The organism is Butyrivibrio sp. NATIVEDY162, from assembly GCF_045999815.1.
Taxonomy (GTDB): Bacteria; Bacillota; Clostridia; order Lachnospirales; family Lachnospiraceae; genus Butyrivibrio.
Genome location: NZ_CP172574.1, coordinates 122,838 through 148,521, shown reverse-complemented (window position 1 = coordinate 148,521; position 25,684 = coordinate 122,838). Strand labels below are relative to the sequence as shown.

The following is a 25,684-nucleotide window of genomic DNA, read 5'->3' as shown; positions in this document are numbered from 1 at the left end:
CAATATCAGCCAAGTCCCAACGCAATGCCTATTATTCTAACTACAAATGCTGCACCCCAGGCAACTCCACATTGCCACAATACAACGGCTATTGCCCATTTTCCTCCCATTTCTCTTTTTATGGAAGCTACTGCAGCAACGCAAGGTGTATAAAGCAGTGAGAATATCAGAAGACTAAATGCACTAAGCTCTGACAGCGCAGTTGTTACACCATCTCTTCCAAATAATACTCCCAAAACAGATACAACACTCTCTTTAGCCATGAAACCTGAAATTAATGAGGTTATGATTCTCCAGTCTCCAAGACCTATCGGTTTAAACAGCGGCACCATAAAGCCTGCAAGCATGGCAAGAATACTGTCTTTACTGTCTTTTATCAGATTGAAATGTAAATCAAAGCTCTGTAAAAACCATACAATAACAGTCGCAACAAAAATCACGGTGAAAGCTTTTTGTAAAAAGTCCTTCGCCTTTTCCCACAGGAGCTGTAATACGCTTCTTGCACTGGGGAGACGATAGTTTGGAAGCTCCATAACGAAGGGCACCGCTTTACCCTTGAACAAAAGCTTTTTGTATATAAATGCCACAAGTATGCCTATTATTATTCCTATAAAATAAAGGGAAGTTACAACAAGCCAGGCATATTTCGGGAAAAAGGCCGTTGCAAAAAAGGTATAAATCGGCAGCTTTGCGGTACAACTCATAAATGGAGTAAGGAGTATTGTCATTTTCCTGTCTCTGTCACTTGGAAGCGTCCTTGTGGACATAACCGCCGGAACAGTGCAGCCAAATCCTATAAGTAAAGGTACTATACTTCGCCCGGACAAGCCGATTTTTCTAAGGAGTTTATCCATGAAAAAGGCTACTCTTGCAATGTATCCGCTATCTTCAAGAAGTGACAGGAAGAAAAACATCGTCACGATTATCGGAAGAAAACTCAGCACACTTCCGACTCCTTCGAATATCCCGTTTATTACCAGATCATGCACAACCTTGTTAACTCCGGCTGCAACTAACGCCTTGTCTGTTAAGGCTGAAAGCTCTCCTATTACTATTTCAAGAAGTCCCTGAAGAAAAGCTCCTATTACATTAAACGTGAGGAAAAATACCAATCCCATTACGATGATAAAAATCGGTATAGCAGAGTATTTTCCTGTGAGATATTTATCAATTTTACTGCTACGCAGGTGCTCTTTACTTTCATGCGGTTTTACTACACATTCACCACACACCTTCTTAATAAATGAAAATCTCATATCAGCAATGGCTGCGCTGCAGTCAAGTTCTCTTTCAGCTTCCATCTGCTTCTTAATAGAATGTATCAATTCTATTTCATTTTCATCAAGGGCCAGGCGCTTAAGAATTCTCTCATCGCCTTCTATCACCTTACTGGCAGCAAACCGAACCGGTATGCCCGCTCTGAATGCATGGTCCTCAATGAGGTGGATAACAGCATGAATACACCTGTGAACTGCTCCTCCATGGTCATTGACATCACAAAAATCATCTATCAGGGGTTTCTCCTGATAATGAGCAATATGAATGGCATGATGCACAAGCTCGTCAATACCTTCATTTTTAGCTGCCGAAATCGGAACAACCGGAACCCCCAATAGCTTCTCCATAAGGTTTACATCAACAGAACCGCCATTCCCCCTCAGCTCATCCATCATGTTTAAAGCGATGACCATGGGAACGTCCATCTCAAGAAGCTGCATTGTCAGATACAGATTTCTCTCGATATTGGTGGCATCCACAATATTTATTATCGCTTTCGGCTTTTCATCAAGTACAAAATCCCTACTCACAAGTTCCTCACTGGAATAGGGCGACATTGAATATATTCCCGGCAGATCTGTAATCAGTGTTTTGTATCTGCCTTTGATAGAGCCATCTTTTCTGTCTACTGTGACACCGGGAAAATTACCCACATGCTGATTAGAGCCTGTGAGCTGATTAAACAACGTTGTTTTTCCGCAGTTTTGGTTTCCGACAAGGGCAAATGTCAATGTTACGTCATCCGGCAAAGGATTGCCACTTCCTTTGGAATGATACTTGCCCTCTTCACCCAGTCCGGGATGTTCTACCTTTTTTCTTTTTTTAGTAACAGGAGCGCTCTCCTCTGAGTGATCAATAAGAGTCGCCTGTATCTTCTTAGCTTCTGCAAGTCTGAGTGTAAGCTCGTATCCATGAATTCTAAGCTCCATGGGGTCCCCAAGTGGCGCCAGCTTTACCAGCGTAATCTCCGCTCCGGGAATAACCCCCATATCGAGAAAGTGCTGCCTGAGGGCACCTTCTCCACCAACTACATCTATTCTTGCAGTCTGGCCAACTTCCAAATCCTTTAATGTCATAATGATCTCCTAAATTTTCCTGCTTTCTATGATCATTATAGCATTTATCTTGGATTCGTTCTGACCTATTTATATCGTCACCACGTATCACACAATATTTATCTGACAACTTCCTTAAGATTTCCTTAAGAAAAGAATGTCGCTAACAACATTCTCGCGCCGAGCGCGGCCATAAAATGCTAAAAAGAACAGACCACCTTTGGTGATGGTCTGCTCATAAGGTATCTTATTCCGGACTGTTATGCAACTTTCCAACTAACAGCCTGCTTCCTTCCGATCACAAAGTTCTTATAGATACCTTCCTGTTTCATGAGCTCATCATGCTTACCTTGCTGAACAATCTTGCCTTTATCAATAACAACTATCTGGTCAGCATGCCTTACTGTCTTTAATCTATGAGCTATCATAATGATAGTCTTTTCTTTTGTAAGATTTTCAATTGCCAAAGTCAGTTCTTTTTCATTTTCAGGATCAACATTGGCTGTTGCTTCATCCAGAATGATGATCGGAGCATTTTTAATGATAGCTCTTGCTATGGAAATGCGCTGCCTTTCACCGCCTGACAGCGATGCACCGCCTTCACCAATAATAGTTTCATATCCATCCGGAAGAGCCATTATAAAGTCATGGCAGCATGCCTTTTTAGCTGCGTCATAAACTTCTTCCATGGATGCCTCCGGTCTTCCGAATCTAATGTTATTGGCAATAGTATCTTCAAACAGGTATACACTTTGAAATACAAAACTAAAATTCTCCATAAGTGAATCAAAGCTATAATCTCTTACATCTTTTCCTCCAAGAGTAACTGATCCCTCCTTAACATCCCAGAATCTGGCAATAAGAGACGCGAGCGTAGTCTTGCCTCCACCTGAAGGTCCAACAATAGCTGTAGTAGTCTTTTCCTTAATATCAAGAGTTATATCGTCAATTATTTTTCTGTTATCATATGCAAAGCTTATATGATCGATATGAATATCTTTATTGTCAGGATGAATTTCAGCACCATTTATGTCCATCTGTTCAACCGCCATGATCTCATTTACGAGATCGACACCCTTGCCGATAATCTTTAAGAGTGCTGTGTATGTGCCTGCCGCATCCAGCATTTCAAATACCATGAATGAGCAGAAGAGCATTGTTATGCAGCTAGTCAGCTCCATTGTTCCTGTCAGATAAAAATACAATGTTGCTCCGGAAATTATCACTCCTGTTATCTTACTTATCCACGTCTGAACACCAACTGCCGGAATTGCTGCTATTTCGGCTGTAATATCAGCTTTTGTTTTTCTCTTAATAGCATTTGAAAGCCTTGTGCTGCTGTGTGAAATGATATTATAATTTCGAATTTCAGCTATTCCCTGTATGAACTCCAGGACAACACCTACCATATCCTTGTCAGCTGCAATTTTCTCGTCAGCAACTCTTTCAACAGATTTATTGGTGATTCGGTTAAACAGGAAGAAAACTATTATGCCTGCCATGGTAATGAACCCGATCCTTACATCAAATGCAAACATAGCAATTCCAATAACAAACGTTGTGATCGTTCCCTGAAGTACCATTATGATTACTCTGGTCGCGATGTCTCCTGTCTGTTCCAGTGTGTTAGTTGTAACAGATGTGATATGACCAAGGCTTGTATCATTAAAATATCCCATTGGGAGGTATCTGAGATGTTCTCCAATCTCAATACGCTTGCCTGCGCATGTGTTATAACCTGCCTCTGTCTGGAGCATCTGTGAAAATCTGTTTACTATCATCTTTCCAACCGTGCTTATAAGCATAAGTCCCAATACAACCACAAAGGTTTTGGCTTCAATTTTTTGATATATCACTGCGTCAATAGCAAAGTATGCTGCAGGAATCTTCATTGCAGCAAATATTGCATCCAAAACTCCAAGCGCTACCGCTGTATAAAATTTATTTCTGTTTTCTTTACTACAAAAGTTAAAAAACTTTGCAAGCATCTCAAGCATTGACGGCCTCCTTTCCGGCAACAGTCATAGATACAACAGTCATGTCGTCCCCATCTTTTGCAATGCTATGAGCATCCCACATCTTTTTGTACAAGATACTGTTTTTCAAAAGTGTTTCATGGGTTCCTGAAGCCTCAACATTTCCATCATTTATCAAATATATCATGTCAGCATCAACGATAGTCGAGAGTCTGTGCGCAATAACGATAAGTGTTTTCCCCTGAACAAGTCTGGCAATGCTACTCTGTACAAGAGCTTCATTCTCAGGGTCGGTATATGAAGTTGCTTCGTCAAGTATTACCACCGGTGCATTCTTTAACATCGCTCTGGCAATGCAAATTCTTTGCCTCTCACCGCCTGACAAGTGTCCTCCGGCACCACCGACAATTGTGTCATAGCCGTTTTCAAGACCCATGATAAAATCATGACAACCGCATGCTTTAGCTGCATTTATTACCTCATCATCGGTTGCGCCGGCTTTTCCAAGTCTTATATTTTCTTTTACAGACATATCAAAAAGATAATTGTCCTGTGCCACATATGCTATCTGACTTGTATAATAATCAAGCGGAAGATCTTTTATATTTACGCCTCCGTAAGTGATATATCCTTCATTCACATCCCATAGAGAGTCTATAAGCCTTGCTATAGTACTTTTACCTGATCCTGATGGTCCTACAAAGGCATTTACCTGTCCTCGCTTGATCTCCATATCAATTCCATGGAGAATCTCTTTATCCTTATATGAAAATCTCACACCCTTAAGGACAATGTCTGAACCGGAAGGATTTTTCACAAGTGTCTTCGGTCTCTCCATATCTTTTCTCTCTATGATCTCAGTGGCCTCACCAAAAATAGTCTTCATCTTCATAATGTCATCCATATATGAAAATGCCACTACAAGAGGAGTAATAAGACCAGCCGACAAAATCACACAGGTGATGAATTCTTGGGGAGATAATTGTCCTTTTAACACAAGAATAAGTCCTACCGGCAATACGCCAAGAAATGTCGCCGGCATGAATGCAAGACTTCCAGCCTGCCACCAGATGCATTTTCTCATCCAGTTAATAAAGCAGTCTGCTCCGTCTTTTGCGGCCAAAACAAACTTTTCATATGAACTGCCGGTTTTCCCAAAAGCTTTTATGACCTCGATTCCATTGATATATTCAACAGCCGTATCATTAAGATATTTTGTTTTCTGAACAGTAACTTCATATTCGCCCTGGCTCTTGGTCATCATGACCGCAACAAAAACGATGCCTATTACTGCAGATATGAGATTGGCTAGTCCCATTCTATAGTCAATGACCAACATATAAACAAACATTACTGCTGGCAGTAGGATATTTGCCGTGAATTCCGGCACTACATGAGCAAGGGTCGTTTCCATAGAATCAACTCGCTCAACAATGATATTTTTGTATGCTCCGCTATTGTCATCAAGAACTGATCCAAGCGGAATTGTAGATAATTTTTTACATAGCTGCTGTCTGATACTTCCAAGTACATTAAATGTAGCCACATGAGAAAGCGTTGTCGACAATGAATGCAATGTAACTCTAAATGTCCAACAGACTGCCATTATCAAAACCTGTCTCAGATAATAGCCTGCATCCGTGTTCCCTGCAAGAAGCTGTCTCACCACATCTGCAATCAGCAGGTAAGGGACGAAAGACATGGCCACTCCCATGATTGCAATAATAACACTTCCTACATAATAGTTCTTTTTTCTCCCAGCAAAATGTAATACCCAGGAGAAAGTACTTCTTTTTTTCATATGTTCCTCCTTTTTTGATGTTGTATTGTTTAAAAGCCAAGAAATTTTCTCCAGCCCTCTTTGAAGAAAGTATTTACAGTACCACAGTAATGAAGGGCCTCTTCATAAGAAAAATCATGGTTTACCATCTCTAACATTGCTGCATACTGGGCGCTCAAAAGAAGATGCATTTCTTTTTCATCAACATGATTTACCACTATGCCTTTGTCTTCAATTTCTTTCATAAATGTAAGTGTTGCAGTCTGAACTTTTGTCACTACTTCGTGAAGATAATCCTCATATTTTGTTCCTTCACTTTTACAGAACAAAAGCTTATTAGCCTTAAAATTTTTATATATCAGTTCAACAATTAGTCCTGCTTGATCACTATCTCCCCACATAGCATCAAGACCTGATTCTCTAGCTGTTCCTGTCTGCCTTGCTTCTTCAGTGCGACATAGTTCTTCCCATGCCTGTACTGCAGGCATGACAACAGCATCAAATATTGCCTCTTTGTCCTTATAATGCCTGTATAATGCAGTCGCAGTAATTCCTACTCTTCCTGCAATCTTTCTCATAGAAGCATCCGCAAATCCATTGATCATAAACTCTTGCGTAGCTGCCTCTAATATCTTTTCTCTTGTACCTACATCTGTTATTTTCATCTGCTCTCCATAAGTTAACAGTGTTAACTTGTTAGTTTCTGCTAACATTATAGTTAGGTGACGCTAACTTGTCAACATAAAAAAGAATGTCTCTTGTATCATAAGAAAGGATTTTCCTATGATACAGAAAAAAAAGACCTCGTCATCATGAGGTCTTTTTCTCCATAAAACTATGCGCAGATTTTATACTCATTCTTAAGATGATGCGAATTGCTTCGTTTCTTTGAAACTCTTGCCTGTCATCATATCATGCAGCCACTTCTGTTTTCTCAATTTGCTCATTCCTTACAGACAGCTTTTTATATGTGAAAACTGCAAGTGCAAAAAATACTACAAAGACAATAGCTGCTTCAATGGCGCTAAGAGCTCTTCCCATAAGTGAAGGTATTAACATAGAACACGTATTGTTGATGATATGTACAATAATTGCAGGTACTACTGAGTTATACTTATATGCTACGAATCCAAGCAATAAGCCCATAGGAATAGCATATAAACTCTGCATTGGGTTCATGTGCATCAGTCCAAACATAAGCGCTGTAAGAATAACACATCCTACCATTCCAAATGCCTTCTTTGAATTTTTAAGCATTACTGCTCTTAATGCAAGTTCCTCTGCAAATGGAGCAAGCAGTGCTACTGTAATTATTGCAATGATCGGATTCCCACCTGTAACAGCTCCCATAATCTGACTATATAACTCTTTACTTCCCGGAATAAGAATTTCAGTAGCCTTTACAATGAGCAAATCAAATGCATAAATACCAAGTGATGCGAAGGTAAGAAATGCAATAGTCTTCACGTTTGCAACCTTCTTAAGACCTGATTCATAAGTTCCTTGCTTCTTATCTTTTCTTACGTATCCAAGGAAATACCAAAGGCCAAACACTACTATGCAGGCAATTTCTCCTAAAAACTGTGCTACCGTTAAAATCCCGGAAATATACTCCATATATTCCGCCTGATCAGCAAAGGCTTCTCCTGTCTGCACAAAATGTACATATGTAGCTCCTGCAGAACAAATAGCTCCAATTACAGCCTGAATTCCCAATACCAGCAGTATAATTCCCAATGCTGCAAAAATAGCTTTAGCCTTACTTCCTTTTGTTGTTTTCATACTCATTCTCCTTTTCCATATAAAATATTTTTTTACTAATTCGGTAACAAAAAAACTTCAATCCCGTGGACAATTCCTCATCATGTTTCCGCGGTTTTCGATGTCCGATGAAAACATGATAATTTTGAATCATTTCCGTAGATTGAAGTAAATCTTAACGTAACCTTATTTTTATATTATTTCACTTAAAACTATTCGTTATGAGTGTGAATATCTTTTGTGTCCCTATACAATGGCAGTTTCCTGTACAGAAAAATTGAAAGAACAAAGAATACAACAATGAAAACTCCTACTGCAGGTGGTACCCCATTGCTAAATATAGCACCTAGTATTGTTGCCCCGGCATTGTTTATTATCATCACCAGCATACCCGGTAGGACTGAATTATATTTATAGGAAACAAACATCATAAAAAGATCTAATGGAATTCCGTATATCATTTGTACAGGATTAAGCATTGATATAGCAAGCAATATAGCCGGTATAATAATGCAACCTGCCATTCCAAAGGATTTCTTCATTTTTTGAAAAATGATACCCGAAAAAGCAAAGGCTGTAGCCATGGGTGCTAATAAAACCATTGATATGATATTCATTAGAGTCACCTCGTGGAAAACTGATGCTATTTGGGAATATAAGTCGCCCCCTCCATGGGTTATCCTTACTACAAAATCCGCAATTTGTCCGTCTAAAAGACCTATTGCCAATGTTGTGATTACGATAAAAGCAATTGATTTTGCATCACATATTTTCTTTTGCCAGGGCTCATAAGTTCCCTCAAGCTTATTCTTTCTAACATATCCCAGATAGTACCATATGCCAAACACTATCGTGATGATCAAATTTGAAATCAATACCATAACCGGTTGTAATTCAGTAGCTTTATTAAGCACCGCTCCTTTATCAGCTGTAGACACAGTCAGCATTATCACTAAAGTGAAAGCTATTGTTACAGCCAGTTGGATAAACAAGTAAAGCAGTGCAATGCCCACTACTTCAAATAGTATTTTTACCTTGTTTTCCGTTTTTGTTTCCATAATCATTACCTCTCCGGATTATTCCAAAGGCAAGTTCACCACAAAGCTTTTGGTGCCCTCTTCCGAATTTTCTTTATACTCAAGGCTTCCATTGTGAAGCTCCACAATTCTTTTTGCTACTGACAATCCAAGTCCGCTGCCACCGCTTTTACCTTTCCTGTAGGGTTCAAAGATATGAGCCTTCAGGTCGTCTTCCAAAAACGGACCATTATCCGAAAAGCTGATAGTTACACTTTCATCCTCTTTCACCGATACTTTAAAGGTGGTATTTTCGGGATTATGCCTGATGGCATTATTAATTAAGTTTGTAAAAACCCTCTTCATCTGCTCAGCATCATATTTGCAGATAACCTTGTCAGGTATGTCAGGCTCAAGTATTATTTTCCTGTCCTCAAATCTGTAGAACATATCTGCCAGGATACCACGAAGAAAACCTGCTATATTGCCTTCTTCCGGAAAGATCTTGTAGTCAGTACTTCCATACTTTGCATAATCCAGCATATCCTCCAACTGAACATTGGCTGCCTTTATTTGTTGCTCGATTATTGTCAGATAGTGATTTTCCTCATCCTCAGAGATATCCTTTTCCTTAAGAAGCCTGGCATAGCCCATTACCATAGTCATGGGAGTTTTCAGGTCATGAGCGATACCTGCGTACAGCTGCCTGTTCTGTTCCTCATTTTTATCTCTGATGTCCTGAGCCTCTTTTAATTTCAAAACCATATTATTGAAGGCTTCTTCCATTTCTGCAAATTCAAAGCTGTCCTTTACTTCCATCTGAACATCGAGGTTTCCTGAACTTACCAGGTTCATGTTGTCTGCAATTTTTCTGGCGGGTTCCGAAATGTTTCTTTCCAAAATATTAGCCAGTCCCCAAAAAAGAAAATACGTCACAATAATACTTGCCAAAGTGATCTGAGTACCCAGATCACTATTGATTCCCTGACCTCCGTAAAAGCTGTTAATAACTCCCATCAGGGAATCCTTGATCTTATCTATAAATAAAATAAGCAAAAAAACATAGGCCAGGATTATTATAAGAAATGTTTGCAGCTTCCATTTATATTTAAGTCTCATTTTTCTTCCATCCGATATCCCAATCCTCTTATGGTGTGAATGTATTCTTTTTCCCCATCAGAGATTTTAGCTCTCAGCTTACTTATTGCAACCATTATACTGTTATCATCCGGGAACTTATCGCTATCCCAGGCTGACTCATATATCTGGTCCTTGGTAAGAACCTGTCCGATATTACGCATGAAAAATTCTGTCATTCTGTATTCCAACGCTGTAAGTTCTACAGACTCATCATTCTTATAAAGGCGTTTTAAAGAGGGATTAAGCCTAAGAGCTCCGCAAATCAGCTCTTTTCCTTCCTCCTGGCGGTCATAACCATAGCATCTGCGAAGAGTTGATAGAACTCTTGCAGCAACCTCCATGGGATCGAAGGGCTTAACTATATAATCATCCGCACCAAGATTAAGCCCTTTTATTCTGTCCAGAACATCGCCCTTAGCTGTAAGAAATAGTACCGGTACATTGCTCTGTTTTCTGATTTTCTCAACCAGCTCATAACCGTCCATGACAGGCATCATTATATCTGTAATTACAAGGTCAAACTGCTCAGCATTAAATAATTCATATGCCTTGCTGCCATCATATTCTTCCTTTACTTTCATGTTGTGCATCTCAAGACAAACCTTGAGCAATCCTGCAATTTGCGGTTCATCGTCAACAACCAGTACTTTGTAATTCTTATCAGGCATAAATACTCCCTCTTACCTACCTTTTTCATTTTAAAATATAATAGTAAGTCATGACTATTTCTGCATATTAAAGCTAATCTTAACGTAACCTTAACTTTAGCAAAGAGCGTCACTTTTTTTATCTGCATACACTATTCCATAATACTGCACTGATGTGATTCGGTAAACAAGCGCATAAGTGCCAAGGAAAATCAGACTTACTATTGCAATCGCAAGATTGAAAGTAAATGTGTCAACGTATAGGATCATTGCAAGGAAGAGTCTTATTATCCTGCTTGCAAAGATCATGTGAATAATTGCGCATACTGCAGGGAGAAAGAACATAATCATTACCTGATTTCTGATGACTCCTTTTGCTTCCTTGTCAGATAAGCCTGCGTTTGAGAGTATTTCAAATCTCTTTTTATCCTCTATACCTTCTGACATCTGCTTGTAGAAGATGATCATCACAGTTGCAATAAGGAAAAGAGCTGCAAGGAAAACTCCTACAAAGAATGTTCCGCCGTAGATGCTGTAAAATACTTTCTGTTCCTCAGCCTTATAGCTGACCTCGACACTTCCAAGCTTTGAGGATAGTTCATTTCTGACAATATCTACCTTACTCTGGTCAACATTCTTAGAAACATTAAATCCAAGATAACAACCATCGTATCCATCAAGCAGGGCCTTTTCTCCATTTAGACATGTGTTCTTGGCTTCTATCAGAGATGCAATCTCATTTTCATCAGAAACTACAATTATCTCTTTGGCAAATAGTCCCATTGATGGATCAAATGTCTCAACAAGACAATCATTTCCGATTTTCTCTTTTACCTGATATTCCTTACCAAATATTTTAAGGCTACCCTTTTTAACCTTATCAGCAGAGCTGTATCGGAGTATCTCACCTTCGCCAAGGCTTACATTTTCCCCTGTGTATTCCATATACTGGTCAGCTGTGATCATGTATAGGACTCTCATCTGTGAGAAATCTGCAGTCATCTTAGTTAATGGTGTTAGGTCCTCTCCACCTGAGAAGCACATATCTTCATGGTAGAGTCTGACAATTTTTTCAGTTCCATTAACATCCCCCGCCAAAAGGGCTTCATCTATAGCTTCTTCTAAGCTTTCGGAAGAACGACTTCCATCTTTTTTACACCAGGCCACGACGTCACGTCTGAACATGCTGTTTATATTCTGCTCTCCCAACATCACAAGCGAACTTGAGCACACCATCAGAAGGATTACAGCTGTTGATAATATACATATAGATGCCAGTCCCGCAGCGTTATGCTTCATTCTGAAAATAAGATTTGAAAGACTGATAAAGTGCTTTGTCTGGTAATAATATTTTTTATTCTTCTTGAGCATCTTGAGAACAAAAATTGTTCCTGCGATGAACAGTGCATAAGTTCCGATAGTTACTAGGATTATTGCAGTAAAAAGTGAGCTGATAGCTGAAAAAGTATTTTCAATACTAACTGCTATATAATAACCTGCAAAAAGAGTTACCGCACCGATCACAAGGAGAACCCATTTTGTCTTTGGCTCTTTTTCTCCAAGATTCTCACTCTTTAAGAGGTCGATTGGATTACCAAGGCGAACTTCCATAAGATTGAAAACAAAAAGGCTGATAAATATAAGGCCAAAGAATATGACTGTAATTATTGTTGCCTTTAACGAGAACTCCATTCCCTTTACAACAGGCTGATGAACCAGCTTATAAAGGAAAAGAACTACCAGTTTGTTCACAAAAACGCTTGCAAGGATTCCAAGTACCATAGCGGATAATGCCTGAACACTGCTTTGTATAAAGAGAATCCTACTGACATTTTTCTTGCTAAGACCTAAAACACCATATAATCCGATTTCTTTTTTTCCGGACTTCTGCACGAATCTGTTGCCATACAAAAGGAAAATCATCGCGAAAATTGCTACCGCTATGCTTCCAATATGCAAAAACAAAACAATGTAGTCGGCTCCGTAAAATACCGGTGTTCCATTATTTATAAGAAATCTGCTGTAAACAAGTGACATCAAAATGTGGAAAACCATTATAGTTACTGCGCTTACAAGGACATAGGGAAGTACAGTTTTTTTGTTATTCTTAAGACCGTTAAAAGCAAGTCTTCCAAGAAGATTACTGCTCATTTTCTTCTCCTCCCCTCATTAGAACTGTTACTGAATCGCAGATTTTATCAAGCATCTCGCTTCTGGACATTTGACCTCTGTATATCTGGTGGAAAACTTCACCATCTCTTATGAACATTACTCTGTCAGCGTAGCTTGCAGCCACATTACTGTGGGTAACCATAAGGATTGTCTGGCCACTCTTATGAATGTCTCTTAGCTGATGCATGAGGTTTGTTGCTGCCTTGGAATCAAGAGCTCCTGTAGGCTCATCCGCAAGAAGGATCTGAGGCTTTGTTATAAGTGCTCTTGCTACAGCTGTTCTCTGCTTTTGTCCACCGGAAACTTCATATGGATATTTATGAAGAAGTGTTTCTATTCCAAGTGTTTTAACAAGCGGCGCTACCTTCTCATCCATTGTCTTATAGTCCTCGCCTGCAAGAACAAGTGGAAGCTTGATGTTATCCTCAATTGTGAAGTTATCAAGAAGATTGAAATCCTGGAAAATAAATCCTAAATTGTTTCTTCTCATGATCGCTCTTTCTCCATCCTTAAGTGATGAGAAATCTTTGCCATTTACCAAAACCTTACCCGCTGTTGGAACATCAAGACTTGCAAGGATATTTAAAAGAGTGGTCTTTCCGCTTCCGGACTCACCCATGATTGCAACAAACTCGCCTTTTTCAACACTGAAATGAACATCCTTAAGGGCTGTTACTGACTCTGTACCCATTCTTGTTTTATATACTTTTTTCACATGATTTACTTCTAAAACTGACATTGTTTTTCCTCCGCTATTTGGACCTTGGGGACGGGGTTTGTGGTCCATTTTTCTGTCCCAATTTTTTGTTTCCCCTTTATCTCGTCTCTCGACAATATAAGGTTATCAAAAAAGGAAATGCACTGCCTTTTATTTGGCTTACATTTCCTATATATTGGCTTACATTTTTGTAAGGTTGGATAATTTATCTTTTGTGACCGTGATAATTACATCCGTTCCGCGGCCTTCCTCAGATTCAATACGAATCTTGTGCCCAAGTTTATTACACACTCCCTTGCACATATACAGTCCAAGACCGCTGGCTTTTTTATCAATTCTGCCATTGTAGCCGGTATAGCCCTTTTCAAATACTCTGGGGAGGTCTTCGCTCTTAATGCCGACTCCGGTATCTCTTATTACAATTTCGATTCCATTTGAAGAAATGATTTCCTGATGAGAATCTGAATTATCTATGTTATCAGAATCAATTGCCAGCTCATGCTCACAGACAATATCTCTTGCAAAGATCTTAATTCCACCTTCTTTGGTGTATTTGAGCGCATTGGATAAAATCTGCTCCAGTACAAAAGAAAACCACTTCTCGTCTGTTAATATCTCTCTATCAAGGCTTTCCAACTCCACTGTAAGATGCTGATAAATAAAGATAGTCGAAAACTTTTTTACCACCTGTTTGATAAGCGGCTCGAGCTGACATTTTTCAAGGACCATATCTCCTGACATGTCCTCAAATCGCAGATAGTTGAGGGCCATGCTGACATAGTTTTCTATTTTAAAAAGCTCTCTTTTACAGTCTCCGATAGAAAGCTCTTCATCCTGGAAAAGGAGCTTAAGAGCTGCGATAGGCGTCTTTATCTGATGCGCCCACAAGGCAAAAAAGTCCTCTTTTTCACGCATCTCTTCCCATCTTACATCTCTTTGTTCTTCTATCACTTTATCAGTATTATCAGGATTATCTTCCTTACCTTTCCTATAGCTTATTACTGAAGATACCGCTGTAAGTAAAATAAGAAAGCTGATTTCATAAAAAAGAAATTCGCTTTCTATGTTGTATAAAACGCCTGCAATTATGAGCACCGCTGCCAGTAATGCATTGGTAACTATGAGTACTTTACTCTTTTCCCAAAATTTATTCTTCCCCAACAATGTATCCCATTCCTCTCTTGGTTTTTATGAAATCCTCAGTACCTGCCGCATCAAGCTTTTTGCGGATTCTTGTAACGTTGACAGTTAGTGTGTTATCGTCAACAAACTCGTCCGCTCCCCATAGTCTCTCCATTATGGTTTCTCTGGAAACCACTTTTCCCTGCTGTTCCATCAGGGTTTTAAGGATCAGATATTCATTCTTGGTCAGCTCCAGCCTGTTTTCACCTACACTTGCCGAAGTATCATCGAGATTTAGCCTTACATTTTTCACCTCAAGCTCATGAACTGCAATGCTCTCTCCATAACTCCTTCGAAGGATCGCCTGTAATTTGGCCGTCAGAACCTGCAGGTCGAAGGGCTTTGCTATAAAGTCATCCGCTCCCATATTCATCGCCATTACTATATTCATGTTGTCATCAGCAGATGACAAAAACACGATTGGAGCCTGAGATATCTTCCTGATCTCACTGCACCAGTAGAATCCGTTATAGGCAGGAAGTTTTAAATCCATAAGCACTATATCCGGCTGAATATTTTTAAATTCTTCAGTTATATTTTGAAAGTCATGTGCCCAAAACGGCTTCATCTGCCAGGTTTCAAGGTGCTTGGCAACCTGTCCTGCTATTATTTCATCATCCTCAACAATAAATACTTTTCTCATATATACCGCCTTTCCTCATCTAGTCATCTACGATTCTAATTCGAAAATGATTTATTGTCGAGCATGATGGTCCTAGGGGACGGAGTTTGTGGTCCATTTTCGCATACTTAGTACTGCGGTGAAGTTGCAGAAACACTATAGTAGTAGATCATTCCATCATAAAGGTCAGCTGGTGCCATCTCAATTCTGTATGCTGAATGGAACAAATAATATAAATCTGATGCTCCTTCTCCGATAGTTCCCATAGATACATCTGAATGAATCAGGTCATAAAGTTCCTTGCTGTCCTCAGAAGAAATGGTCTCAAAGTCCAGATAAAATCTCTTATCATCCATGTATTTGGCCTGATAAGCTATAGGATCAGCAGTTGTAAAGAAAAAGTCTTTTCTCTGATACTCACTCGAAATAACTCTGGATACACTTGCATTTGTTTTTCCTTTGAAAAAGTCTGTGCCAAGGCTGTAGTAGGCATCCCCATATTTTTCTTTTAACACCCCTCCCATACTTACTGACTGGATTATGCTATGAGGCTTTTTGGAAATATGTCCATCATGGGCTGCAAGCATTATCTTGCCTGATCCGATTTTCTTTTCAAGATCAAGAATCCATGATACATTGTCAGCCATAGCTATGTCTCTTGCATCATACTTCTTCTGATAATCTGTTTGGAAATTGATCATCGCATAGTCAACACATGTAGCAATATTATCAGCAGCTTTAGTAGCAAAAATGACATCTAAGTCCTGATCATTTGTAGCTGCAGCATTTATCTCTTTTTTTATATCTTCAAGCTCTTCTTTAACCTTTTTAACATCATCTTCAGTCATAGACTCAGTTCTGTTCTCATCAATAAAGTAATCTATTCCTGTTGTCTCTTTTCCGGTAATTCCGTTTTTCTTCATGTAGTCATATAAGTACTCTACGCTCTTTTCCGGATTCTGCATGTCAAAGCCGTAAAATCTGATCTTCTTATCTTTTGAAACAGAAGCGTTATACTCTCTCATCCAATCAAGAAGATCTGCCATCTGCTGGGTATGATAAAGATTAAAACTCAAATTATTAACAACTTCTCTGGCATCGCCTTCGCCGCCCTGAACGAATTCATTGGCTCTAAGGCAATCTCCGAAGTCTGCTTCAAGACAGAACGCACTGTATCCCTCTTTTTCCACAAGCATTTTAAAAACATCAAGCTTGGACTCCTGAAATTCCACGCTTCCGTGGGTTGCCTCTCCAAGACCTACAATCTCTACGTTATCCGGTATGTCTAGCCCGGAAACAGTTTTGGCGTTTTCAACCACAGTTTTATTTTTATGCATAGCAAGGACTGTCTTATAATTTAACCCTACTCCCAGCAAGATGCTGATCGCAATTATAATCATCAATAATATTTTTCCTATTTTCTTTAACACTTTCATTTCATACTCCTTTTCAACATATCGCTCAGAATGTCGTTTGTTTATCTGCGACTCACTTATTTCCGTCAAAAAAAGGGTAACAAAAAAGGAAATGTACTGCCTTTTATTTGGCTTACATTTCCTCTAAGTAAACTTACATTTTTGTAAGAATTCTATTTGTAGGAATTCTAAAATGGACCACTAACCCCGTCCCCTTGGACCGTCAAAAGTTCATACGTAACACCGTATTTTTCCGCGATATCGCTTGCATAAGACAGCCCCTTTGGTGGCGCAACCTCAACCTTATATGATCTTTTGCCATCCTTTGAACTGACGATAAGGGATGCTGCTTTATACTCTGTAGATTCTGCATTTATCTCGTCTACATCATAGGCGAGCTTGTGCATATGAGTGTTGTATATTGTCCTCATTCCCTTCTTTAATATAGCTCTTGAGCAGTCTCTTGCTATGTAATAACCCTCTTCAAATGAAGTGGTCGAAAATGTTTCATTAAGAAGGATCAGGCTGTTCCCGGTTGCTTCAACATACATCTCTCTAAAGCGCTTACACTCTTCTCCCAGTCTTCCCAGATCCATTGTCTTATCCTCATCAGCAGGAAAATGGGTAAAGATCATATCTACCGGTTTATATATGAAGCTTTTTCCCGTCACATATATTCCGCCCTGAGCCATGAAAAAAAGCTGACCGACGGCCTGAGTTATGGTCGTTTTGCCGCCCCTGTTTGCACCTGTCAAAATATACATGCAATGGGATTTATCAAACGTTAGATTATTGCTTACTATGTCGTCGAAAGACTGCTTATCATCCAAAGCAAGCTTCATATTATACACTCCGTTTGAGTACATGGATGCATCGGTATCTCCCGGAAAAATCCCAACTTCAGGCTTGCAAAATTCATAGCCCTTTTCTGTCAGCTTTTCTATGTACTCGGCCCACCTTATGTAATAGATGAACTCAGGCATAAGATCCGTGATGTCCGTGATTTTGAGCATAGTATATTTTCCAAGTACGTCTCTTAAATGCTTTACGGTATGGCTCAGCATCCTCTCAGTTATTTCATCCATATAATTGGTTATGCTACGGGTGTTTTCATCAGACTCCGGAACAGTCCTCAGACTCATAAGCGCAATCGGACTAAGAGGCGGAATGATAGGCATATCATTGCGGGTAAGCGGATTTTTAGCGGTAAATTCATCAAATTTATAATTTCCGTTCCACTCAGTATCACTGTTAATATTGTCCTTCATTGACACCTTGTCTATGAAATGGCTTACAACATTCGACTTTGTAAAAGCTTTGTTATTAAGCGAAATTATACCTATTCCGCAAGCCTCAAATCTCTCATTTAAATTTATTCCCACGGTCACGCTCTTTAGATTACGTGTATCAGCCTTGAGTTCATCGATATCTTTTTTAAGCCCTTCATAACCGTTGTCATAATAGAGCTTATCCGCATAATCCTTAAGGCGTTTTAATCCCACTGAATTTATCCTGGCTTCGCCAAGGCATTTCCTTAAAGCATCGATGCCTGATATATAATCTCCCAGCTCATCAAGCCTGTGAAGCAGGTCCCATACACCGGGATCATGGTCGTGATCATGCTTATAGCTTCCATATTCCTTCAAAAAATTGATACGATCTAAGGTTTCCATGATCTGTTTCCTAAGATCCGGATTTTTATAGATATCATCAAACACTTCCGCTCTGTATCTGGCTGTTTCTGCGTCATTAGTGATCAGCCTCATTACATTCATTATGTACTGCTGTTCGTTGGGCTGATTTGAAAGTCTGCTTATAACCGCATCCATTCCGATATCATGGACAGTTACATCGCTCATTTTCTTGTATTCCAATTCATTTTTTGGAAAAAGTATGCTTATTTTGTCTGACATTTGATGTCCTTCCTTATATTATATTTTGGTATACCACACCGATTACTTCAGAATTTTCTGAAGGCGTATAGCCATGAACTGTCTGCCCGGTAGTTCTATCTTAAATCTGCCGCTGTGAACACCCGCATCTTCTATGGTCATATTCCATGTATCAATAATTTCAGCCTTGTAATCAATGCCATCTTCCATGAAAAATTCTCTAAAGGAAGGGCACATAAAGCTGTAGTAATAAATCTGATATCCTGTCTTTTCATACAGAGCATCATCTTCCGGAACAGCCTTTAAGCAGTCCCAGCACCTTCTGTCGCTTTTATCGCGCTTAAGCCCGGCTCCCGGTGTTTCTTTCATTATTCCAAGCAAAAACTTAACTCTTTTCCAGCTCTCTCCATGCAGTTCTCCTCCATGGGACCACCACAAAATATCGTCCTTATTAAGAAAAGTCTCGCCATGTCCCGGATAGCCGCCCCTGAATATTCCTTCACAGAAGCGCCTTACCATCTCTTCTCCTTTGATGTTGCCCCATCCATGCTGGATATTGCCCTCGTATGCTATCTCATCGAGAACCACCGGCTTCTGAAATTCCTCTCTCCACTCATCCGTATATTCCGCAGTCCTGTAAAGATCCTGCCTCTGAATACTGCAATGAGTAATCCAGGTTTTTTTCTTATGGTCAAAAAAGTCAATGCAGTTATGTATCGACCTCAAATGATCATAGGGATCCTCTTCCTTGAACAAGTTTCCGATATGATCCCAGTCTTCAATGTTTTTATGTGGAAAAATATCATATTCATTGGCCATAGACCACCATACATTTCTGTATGCCGCCAATCTGCTGATCAAATATCTGATGTAAAAATCATCCTGATCACGTGACATCTGTGAAAAACCCCATCTGTCATACGGATGGAAGACAATGATATCCGCTTCTATACCCATCTTAGCAAGTCTTGCTATGCATTTTTCTATATGTGAAAAGTGTTCAGGATTAAATCTGAAGAAGTCCCAGTCATTACCCTCAGTTTTATCTGTATAATCCCAAAAATTGTCCTTGGTAAGCTTACTGCTATCCATTGGGGTTCCTACATACGGATAAGACCTCGGCTCTCCCAGGTTGTAGTCATAATGCTTAGGAAAAATGCAGAATCTTATCTTGTTAAAGCCTGCATCTTCAAGAGATTGAAATGTTTTTTCTATGAGCTCATCGCTTCGAAGCTCCCACACATAGCATGTCGTTCCAATACTATAGTACGGAGTTTTGTCAGCATAGCAAAAGTGATATTTATCACATACTCTGACAGGCCCTCTGTTATTACCTGAGGGCGCAGTCACTTCGAAGCTTCCTTCATATTTTTCTTTGGAAAAACTCCCACTTACAACAAATTCGTATTTCCCTTCATGCGAAGGCATAAAGCGTACTCTGTATACGCCCTCACCGTCATAAAAACCCTTCACGGTTTTTTCTTCATTCTCGCCTTTAAAAGTCGCTTCAATATCGTAGTCAACAAAAGGATTTCCTTCCCCATATCCCTTTCCTGACCATTCAAAAACTCCCCATTTTTCTACTTTATCCATACCCATCCCCACAAATAATATTTTCTACAGTGACATTTGTCTGCTTCCGGTAAGTTTATTCTTCTCCTCCAGCATTTCCCGCCGTTCAATAGCATTCTCTGTCAACTGTTTTTGATAGTCCTTCCTCTTATTATACTCCTTAAGCTGATGAATACTCTTTTATTTCTGCATTGTACACACTTCCCTAAAGCCATCCGTTAAGTAATTCTCTTACTGCTTTTTCATCATCACAGATTGCAAAACACATTTTCAGGCATCCGCTAACCTCAATCGCTCAACTACAGTCTCCTTCATAGTTCTGCTATAGATTACCACCGGAATGATCATCGCTACCATTAGAATAACCGGTGTCACAATCATAATTGGCATCAGAGTAAATCTATATGTATAAAACCACATCTCCGTTCCAATACTCTTTACTAAAAGAACCGAAAATACGCTGCTAAGAATCATTCCAAAAATCAATGCCAGTCCACCATATACGATGCCCTCAAAACAGATACTTGTCCTCTGGATGCGTTTTGTCATACCAACAGCCTCAAGCATGGCAAGTTCAAGTCTTCTTGAAAGCACTGATGTCACAAGGGTATTTATCAGGTTCAGAATACCTATAAGTGCAAGCACAGTTGTCAAAAGTCCGCCTACAACCTTGAACATACCTATCAGTCCATCAAATTCTTTTCTGTATACAGCTCTTGATGTATATTTTAGTGATGGCTCGGCATTACTTGTATAATCCGCCATCCATTTTTCTATAACAGGTTCCGCTTCATCAGTAGTATCCACGAGAGTTCTCATAGGTGTTCTGTCTCCAAAGAAATCCAGAAATTCTTCTGACGGTAGAACATAATTAACGTCCATATCCGTATAGTACTGTATTCTCATAGAAAAAGGGATGCTTACTGTTGCCAAAACTTCATATTCTCTTGTCTCTCCTGCATTGTTATTTACAGCAATGGTCTCACCCGGCAGAAAATATGGAACAAGGTTACTCTCTTTATCGCCTCCGTTATTATACTCGTTTACGATGATATATTTACCGGTCTTAAATTTATCTGCATCATATTTTCCCTGAACAAAATCCAGATTACGGACAGCATAATCATCCATACCATAAACTTTGGCAACCGTTCCAGTGCTCTCATTGAGATATTCGATTTCTCCATCACCGGCAGCATATGAAGCCCCATCCCTCATCCATGTATCTACATTTTCATTGTCAAGAAGCCTTTCCTTAAAACGAGCAAAATCCCTGTCACCCAGTTCCTGATAGCAATACTGTTCAGCATATATATTTCCTATGTCCAGAATCCCATCCTGCTTCTTAAGTTCACTGATAAATGAATCGGTAACCCCGTCATAAGTCTGCCCGGTTGCTCCAAGATTATCTGTTATTGCATCTGCAACTGAAAAGTCCGTTTTGACATAATTAGATATGTATTTACTCTCGTCAAATCCGATGATCATCGTATATACGCTGTTTAACACAACCAGCGACAGTGCAAGGGAGAACACAACATAAAAGCAGCGTTTCTTTTCCCTAAAAACATTCCTTAAAGCAAAACTCACAGGAGTAAACTTCCCATTATGCTTCTTTGTTTTGCAGGCGCTGACATTCTCAGTATATCTGAGGGCTTCTATAGGTGTTACCTTTGATGCAAGCCTAACTGCTTTCCTTACCGATAACCTTACTGTGATATAGGAAAAGAGAATTGAAAACGCCAATACCCAGACATTTATTACAGCCTTATTGTCAGTTGTTTCCGAGAATACAAGCTGTCTCATGACAAGAGGAAGAAGCAGGCGGCCAACAATCAATCCTCCTATCATACCCATGATAATCCCGGACACAGCATGATAAACAGACTGCCATTTCACTATATTTCTAAGTTGTCTGCTACTGGTTCCAACTGTTTTAAGAAGCCCATATGAGCGTATGTCAGTATAGATATTTATCCTGTATACGTTGCTGATGATGAGATATCCCGAAACAAAAAATGTTGCAAGCATTGTTATCATCAGTAAAACAGTAGTAAGGTCCATTGTTCCCACTGATGATGCCCAGTTAACACCAATCTCTGTATTATCCGGAAGCCCATTCCTTACAACCGTTTTATATGTCTGGCCACTGATATCAAACGGAAAATAAAAGTCTATATCTGCGCAAATTCTTCCATAAAGATCATCCACAGTTCCCATGAAACCATCTTCATAAAACGAAACCGTCGGTGTCGGAGAATATTTGTCCTGAAAAGCCTTAGATACCAATACCATTTGAGCCATGGATATCCTGTCGCCGGTGTAGATTCCTGAAATCCTGAATTCTTTTTCTATAATACCTTTTCCGGTTTCAATCTGCAGAGGAAGCATACTCCCAATCAATGATTCATATTCAGAAGTATTTCTCGCATCCATACCAAAAGCCTGCAAGATCAGGCTGCTGACTGCAATTTCGTCCTCCTTTACCGGAAGATGTCCTACTTCAGGATAACAGAACCCCTTTTTTGCACTTGTTTCATCGCAATAGTTTGCCTCTGTATACAGTTTTAAAAGTTCCTGATTAACAACATTTCCGACATATATTCTCTCTGATACATCTTTCAGCTTGGAATCTTCTGCAATCCTGTTATATTCATCCTCAGTGAGGTTCTTAATACTTGCATCAGATGTTCCTCCCGATTGTCTTGCAGTTGATTCCTGAAATTTTGATACTATGCTTCCTCCAATTGTGAAAAGAGCTGTAAACATAAATGTACAAAGCGCAATCGCAGCTATGACCACCATACTTTTTCTATGATTCGCTTTTACTGTTTTTAATGCTATTTTTCTTATAACTTTCCTATTATTGACCCTTGGTCCCTTCATCCTTCTGTCGTTCCTCATACCTCACACCTCTTTTGACACTATAAGGCCGTCTTCAATCCTTATAATCCGGTCAGCCATCTGGGCAATCTCATCATTATGCGTGATCATGATAATGGTCTGTGAATACTTCTCCCCAATGACCTTAAGAAGCCCCAAGACATCCTGACTTGTCTTTGAATCAAGGTTTCCTGTGGGCTCGTCTGCCAGAATGACCTGCGGTGCTGAAGATAACGCTCTTGCAATTGCAACACGCTGTTGCTGTCCTCCGGAAAGCTGATTAGGATAAGCATTCCTCTTTTCTGTGAGCCCCAAGGTATCAATAATCTGATCCACGAACTCCTTGTCAGGGACATTACCATCAAGTTCTATCGGCAGCACAATGTTCTCATATACAGAAAGAACCGGGACAAGGTTAAAAGACTGGAATACAAAGCCAATCTTCCTTCTGCGGAATATGGTCAGTTCTTCATCTTTTAAAGTAAAAATATCTTTTCCATCGATTGAAACAGATCCTGAAGTCGGGCGATCAAGCCCTCCAAGCATATGCAGCAAAGTTGATTTACCGCTCCCTGATGTACCTACTATTGCAATAAACTCTCCCTTTTGTACCGAAAGGTTAATCCCTTGCAGTGCCTCTACTGCTGTATCACCTTTTCCATATGTCTTTTTCAGATCTGATACTCGTAATATTTCCATTCTGAGCCTCCACTATAATGAATTTTGCTTGCAAAATACTTGCGCGTGAGCGGATTGCTTTAGCAATATACTCCTCTCCGCGAGCTGCGCATATAAAAATCACCTGTAAAGGAGCATACCGATCTCCTCTACAGATGATTATCACATACAAATCTTTCCAGAATCTTTCAAGACATTACTTTAAATCTTACAGTTTTGTCATATTTCACTTTTTCGGAAGGAAAACAGAGAACGTAGTTCCTTCTCCCAGCTTAGAACTTAACTTAATGTAGCCTCCTTCACCTGATATTATCTCTCGAGCAAGATGTAGGCCAATCCCAACACCTTCCTTGGATTTCACATTGCTTCCACGGTAAAAACGCTGGAATACTTTTGCTGATTCTTCCTCAGGAATACCTATACCGGTGTCACTGATATCTACGCAGGCAAACATTTCGTAATCCTTTGTACTGATCGTAATACTTCCCTGATCAGTATACTTGATAGCATTATCTACGATATTTACAATTGCTTCCTGCGTCCATTTCTTATCAATAAGTGCCCTTGCATCAGTATCTTTAATCTCCAGTTTTATGTCCTTAGCCTCAGCCTTTTCCCGAAGCTGTATGGCAACATCCTTTAATAATGGATTAAGCTCTTCATTATCAGTCTCAAGTGACAGAATCCCGTTTTCCAGCCTTGAAAGTTTTACAAGACTGTCTATCAGGAACCTTAGTTTTTCTGCCTGTGCATGTATAGCTTCGACATTTGATTTTTCATCGCCGGTAAGATCAGCACTTTCAAGCAGTTCACTATATAGAATAAGATTTGAGATTGGTGTTTTGGTCTGATGGGAAATATCTGAAATAAGGGATTTTATCTTATCACGTTCATCCTTAACGTTCTGTGCAGAGATGGAAGATACGCTTAAAAAATCCGACAGTTCCGACTCCAGTTTAGATAACCGCCCCTCATCAAAATGCTCCGGTGCAAACTCCCCATTCATTGCCGTATGAATCATGCTTTCCAGGGAGTCAAATAATTTCCTGGTTTTTACTCTATTAATTACGATTGCTATGCAGGCGACAATCATAAGGCAAATGCCGATAACAAGAATAAGTTTATCCATTCTCTTTCACCCAGCTATAGCCTATCCCATATACTGTTTTAATCTTTTCCTGCGCAGAAAGCTTATCCCTAAGCCTTTTTACAGTAACAGATAATGCATTCTCATCAACATATTCAGCCCCATCAGTCCAGAGTCTGTCTATCAGGTTTTCTCTTTTTACGGTCATCCCTGCATTGTCTGTCAGTGCTCTTAACAGACGCTGCTCTGTTTTCGATAGTTCCACAGTTTTACCATTTACAGAAAAAGCCATGTTATTATAGTCAAACGCATAAATACCATCATCAAATACACCTGACTCATTTCCATGATTAGTCTTTCGCAACTGAGTATTTACTCTTGCACGCAGAACAGCAAGGGAGAAAGGCTTTGTAATATAATCATCAGCGCCTTGCTCAAGTCCTGTAACAATATCCTTATCCGTATCATTAGCAGTTAAAAGAATTACCGGTACATTGGGTGTTTTTCCTTTTATTTCCTTTAACAGGTCCAATCCACTTCCATCAGGAAGGTTGATATCCAAAAGTACAAAAGAAACTGTACCAAGAGACAACTGTTCTTTTGCTTCATTTATACTTTCACAAGACACAATCTGCCTGTCATTTTCTTTTAAAGCCTTGCATAGCCCCTGATTTAAAGTTGTATCGTCCTCAACAATAAGAATCTGTTCCATAGCTCCTCACCTAATAACATCTTTTGTGTCATATTCCAAAGGCATGTTTTAACATCATGTTCACCCGACTATCTTTTAATGCTCATAAAAAGAAGCAT

General features: G+C 39.5%; 19 protein-coding genes. All 19 read right to left on the bottom strand.

Features of this window, described 5'->3' with window-relative positions; genetic code table 11:
• Nucleotides 1-5: 5 nt before the first annotated feature.
• Complete coding sequence (gene feoB / locus ACHCNF_RS16755) at nucleotides 6-2,354, bottom strand: ferrous iron transport protein B (protein WP_408072601.1); 2,349 nt, start codon at nucleotides 2,352-2,354, stop codon at nucleotides 6-8.
• 239 nt (nucleotides 2,355-2,593) lie between these two features.
• On the bottom strand, nucleotides 2,594-4,330 hold the full coding sequence (locus tag ACHCNF_RS16750; protein WP_408072600.1) for an ABC transporter ATP-binding protein: 1,737 nt from the start codon (nucleotides 4,328-4,330) through the stop codon (nucleotides 2,594-2,596).
• Entirely contained in the window at nucleotides 4,323-6,110 is a 1,788-nt protein-coding gene (locus ACHCNF_RS16745; protein WP_408072599.1) for an ABC transporter ATP-binding protein, read from the bottom strand. The genes ACHCNF_RS16750 and ACHCNF_RS16745 overlap by 8 nt, the downstream gene beginning before the upstream one ends.
• A gap of 29 nt (nucleotides 6,111-6,139) precedes the next feature.
• On the bottom strand, nucleotides 6,140-6,754 hold the full coding sequence (locus tag ACHCNF_RS16740) for a TetR/AcrR family transcriptional regulator (protein ID WP_408072598.1): 615 nt from the start codon (nucleotides 6,752-6,754) through the stop codon (nucleotides 6,140-6,142).
• Between the two features lie 247 nt (nucleotides 6,755-7,001).
• Nucleotides 7,002-7,871: a CPBP family intramembrane glutamic endopeptidase gene (locus ACHCNF_RS16735; protein WP_408072597.1), complete on the bottom strand. Its 870-nt coding sequence runs from the start codon at nucleotides 7,869-7,871 to the stop codon at nucleotides 7,002-7,004.
• A 191-nt stretch (nucleotides 7,872-8,062) separates the two neighbouring features.
• Nucleotides 8,063-8,908 carry a CPBP family glutamic-type intramembrane protease gene (locus ACHCNF_RS16730; RefSeq protein WP_408072596.1) on the bottom strand — a complete coding sequence of 282 codons (846 nt, stop codon included), beginning with the start codon at nucleotides 8,906-8,908 and terminating at the stop codon, nucleotides 8,063-8,065.
• Nucleotides 8,909-8,926: 18 nt separating this feature from the next.
• Nucleotides 8,927-9,985 (bottom strand): HAMP domain-containing sensor histidine kinase, encoded by a 1,059-nt coding sequence (locus ACHCNF_RS16725; RefSeq protein ID WP_408072595.1) that lies wholly within the window; start codon nucleotides 9,983-9,985, stop codon nucleotides 8,927-8,929.
• Nucleotides 9,982-10,674 (bottom strand): response regulator transcription factor, encoded by a 693-nt coding sequence (locus tag ACHCNF_RS16720; RefSeq protein ID WP_408072594.1) that lies wholly within the window; start codon nucleotides 10,672-10,674, stop codon nucleotides 9,982-9,984. Before ACHCNF_RS16720 ends, ACHCNF_RS16725 begins: the two co-directional genes overlap by 4 nt.
• A 96-nt stretch (nucleotides 10,675-10,770) precedes the next feature.
• Complete coding sequence (locus tag ACHCNF_RS16715) at nucleotides 10,771-12,804, bottom strand: FtsX-like permease family protein (protein ID WP_408072593.1); 2,034 nt, start codon at nucleotides 12,802-12,804, stop codon at nucleotides 10,771-10,773.
• On the bottom strand, nucleotides 12,794-13,564 hold the full coding sequence (locus ACHCNF_RS16710; protein WP_408072592.1) for an ABC transporter ATP-binding protein: 771 nt from the start codon (nucleotides 13,562-13,564) through the stop codon (nucleotides 12,794-12,796). Before ACHCNF_RS16710 ends, ACHCNF_RS16715 begins: the two co-directional genes overlap by 11 nt.
• Nucleotides 13,565-13,723: 159 nt before the next feature.
• A complete protein-coding gene (locus tag ACHCNF_RS16705) occupies nucleotides 13,724-14,704 on the bottom strand; it encodes a sensor histidine kinase (RefSeq protein ID WP_408072591.1) in 981 nt (326 codons plus the stop codon).
• The gene (locus ACHCNF_RS16700; RefSeq protein ID WP_408072590.1) at nucleotides 14,691-15,368 is read right to left on the bottom strand and encodes a response regulator transcription factor; all 678 of its coding nucleotides are present in this window, start codon (nucleotides 15,366-15,368) and stop codon (nucleotides 14,691-14,693) included. The genes ACHCNF_RS16705 and ACHCNF_RS16700 overlap by 14 nt, the downstream gene beginning before the upstream one ends.
• 107 nt (nucleotides 15,369-15,475) lie before the next feature.
• On the bottom strand, nucleotides 15,476-16,783 hold the full coding sequence (locus tag ACHCNF_RS16695; RefSeq protein WP_408072589.1) for an erythromycin esterase family protein: 1,308 nt from the start codon (nucleotides 16,781-16,783) through the stop codon (nucleotides 15,476-15,478).
• 167 nt (nucleotides 16,784-16,950) lie between these two features.
• Nucleotides 16,951-18,675 (bottom strand): MutS-related protein, encoded by a 1,725-nt coding sequence (locus ACHCNF_RS16690; RefSeq protein WP_408072588.1) that lies wholly within the window; start codon nucleotides 18,673-18,675, stop codon nucleotides 16,951-16,953.
• 42 nt (nucleotides 18,676-18,717) lie between these two features.
• On the bottom strand, nucleotides 18,718-20,247 hold the full coding sequence (locus tag ACHCNF_RS16685; protein WP_408072587.1) for a DUF5605 domain-containing protein: 1,530 nt from the start codon (nucleotides 20,245-20,247) through the stop codon (nucleotides 18,718-18,720).
• Nucleotides 20,248-20,496: 249 nt separating this feature from the next.
• Complete coding sequence (locus tag ACHCNF_RS16680; protein ID WP_408072586.1) at nucleotides 20,497-23,130, bottom strand: ABC transporter permease; 2,634 nt, start codon at nucleotides 23,128-23,130, stop codon at nucleotides 20,497-20,499.
• 3 nt (nucleotides 23,131-23,133) lie between these two features.
• Nucleotides 23,134-23,808: an ABC transporter ATP-binding protein gene (locus ACHCNF_RS16675; protein ID WP_408072585.1), complete on the bottom strand. Its 675-nt coding sequence runs from the start codon at nucleotides 23,806-23,808 to the stop codon at nucleotides 23,134-23,136.
• A 205-nt stretch (nucleotides 23,809-24,013) separates the two neighbouring features.
• Nucleotides 24,014-24,916: a sensor histidine kinase gene (locus ACHCNF_RS16670; RefSeq protein ID WP_408072584.1), complete on the bottom strand. Its 903-nt coding sequence runs from the start codon at nucleotides 24,914-24,916 to the stop codon at nucleotides 24,014-24,016.
• Nucleotides 24,909-25,586 carry a response regulator transcription factor gene (locus ACHCNF_RS16665; protein ID WP_408072583.1) on the bottom strand — a complete coding sequence of 226 codons (678 nt, stop codon included), beginning with the start codon at nucleotides 25,584-25,586 and terminating at the stop codon, nucleotides 24,909-24,911. The genes ACHCNF_RS16670 and ACHCNF_RS16665 overlap by 8 nt, the downstream gene beginning before the upstream one ends.
• Nucleotides 25,587-25,684 lie beyond the last annotated feature (98 nt).

Excerpts from the sequence above, each read along its gene's own strand:
- feoB (WP_408072601.1), bottom strand. The coding sequence starts at position 2,354 with ATGACATTAAAGGATTTGGAAGTTGGCCAGACTGCAAGAATAGATGTA.
- ACHCNF_RS16750 (WP_408072600.1), bottom strand. The coding sequence starts at position 4,330 with ATGCTTGAGATGCTTGCAAAGTTTTTTAACTTTTGTAGTAAAGAAAAC.
- ACHCNF_RS16745 (WP_408072599.1), bottom strand. The coding sequence starts at position 6,110 with ATGAAAAAAAGAAGTACTTTCTCCTGGGTATTACATTTTGCTGGGAGA.
- ACHCNF_RS16740 (WP_408072598.1), bottom strand. The coding sequence starts at position 6,754 with ATGAAAATAACAGATGTAGGTACAAGAGAAAAGATATTAGAGGCAGCT.
- ACHCNF_RS16735 (WP_408072597.1), bottom strand. The coding sequence starts at position 7,871 with ATGAAAACAACAAAAGGAAGTAAGGCTAAAGCTATTTTTGCAGCATTG.
- ACHCNF_RS16730 (WP_408072596.1), bottom strand. The coding sequence starts at position 8,908 with ATGGAAACAAAAACGGAAAACAAGGTAAAAATACTATTTGAAGTAGTG.
- ACHCNF_RS16725 (WP_408072595.1), bottom strand. The coding sequence starts at position 9,985 with ATGAGACTTAAATATAAATGGAAGCTGCAAACATTTCTTATAATAATC.
- ACHCNF_RS16720 (WP_408072594.1), bottom strand. The coding sequence starts at position 10,674 with ATGCCTGATAAGAATTACAAAGTACTGGTTGTTGACGATGAACCGCAA.
- ACHCNF_RS16715 (WP_408072593.1), bottom strand. The coding sequence starts at position 12,804 with ATGAGCAGTAATCTTCTTGGAAGACTTGCTTTTAACGGTCTTAAGAAT.
- ACHCNF_RS16710 (WP_408072592.1), bottom strand. The coding sequence starts at position 13,564 with ATGTCAGTTTTAGAAGTAAATCATGTGAAAAAAGTATATAAAACAAGA.
- ACHCNF_RS16700 (WP_408072590.1), bottom strand. The coding sequence starts at position 15,368 with ATGAGAAAAGTATTTATTGTTGAGGATGATGAAATAATAGCAGGACAG.
- ACHCNF_RS16695 (WP_408072589.1), bottom strand. The coding sequence starts at position 16,783 with ATGAAAGTGTTAAAGAAAATAGGAAAAATATTATTGATGATTATAATT.
- ACHCNF_RS16690 (WP_408072588.1), bottom strand. The coding sequence starts at position 18,675 with ATGTCAGACAAAATAAGCATACTTTTTCCAAAAAATGAATTGGAATAC.
- ACHCNF_RS16685 (WP_408072587.1), bottom strand. The coding sequence starts at position 20,247 with ATGGATAAAGTAGAAAAATGGGGAGTTTTTGAATGGTCAGGAAAGGGA.
- ACHCNF_RS16680 (WP_408072586.1), bottom strand. The coding sequence starts at position 23,130 with ATGAGGAACGACAGAAGGATGAAGGGACCAAGGGTCAATAATAGGAAA.
- ACHCNF_RS16675 (WP_408072585.1), bottom strand. The coding sequence starts at position 23,808 with ATGGAAATATTACGAGTATCAGATCTGAAAAAGACATATGGAAAAGGT.
- ACHCNF_RS16670 (WP_408072584.1), bottom strand. The coding sequence starts at position 24,916 with ATGGATAAACTTATTCTTGTTATCGGCATTTGCCTTATGATTGTCGCC.
- ACHCNF_RS16665 (WP_408072583.1), bottom strand. The coding sequence starts at position 25,586 with ATGGAACAGATTCTTATTGTTGAGGACGATACAACTTTAAATCAGGGG.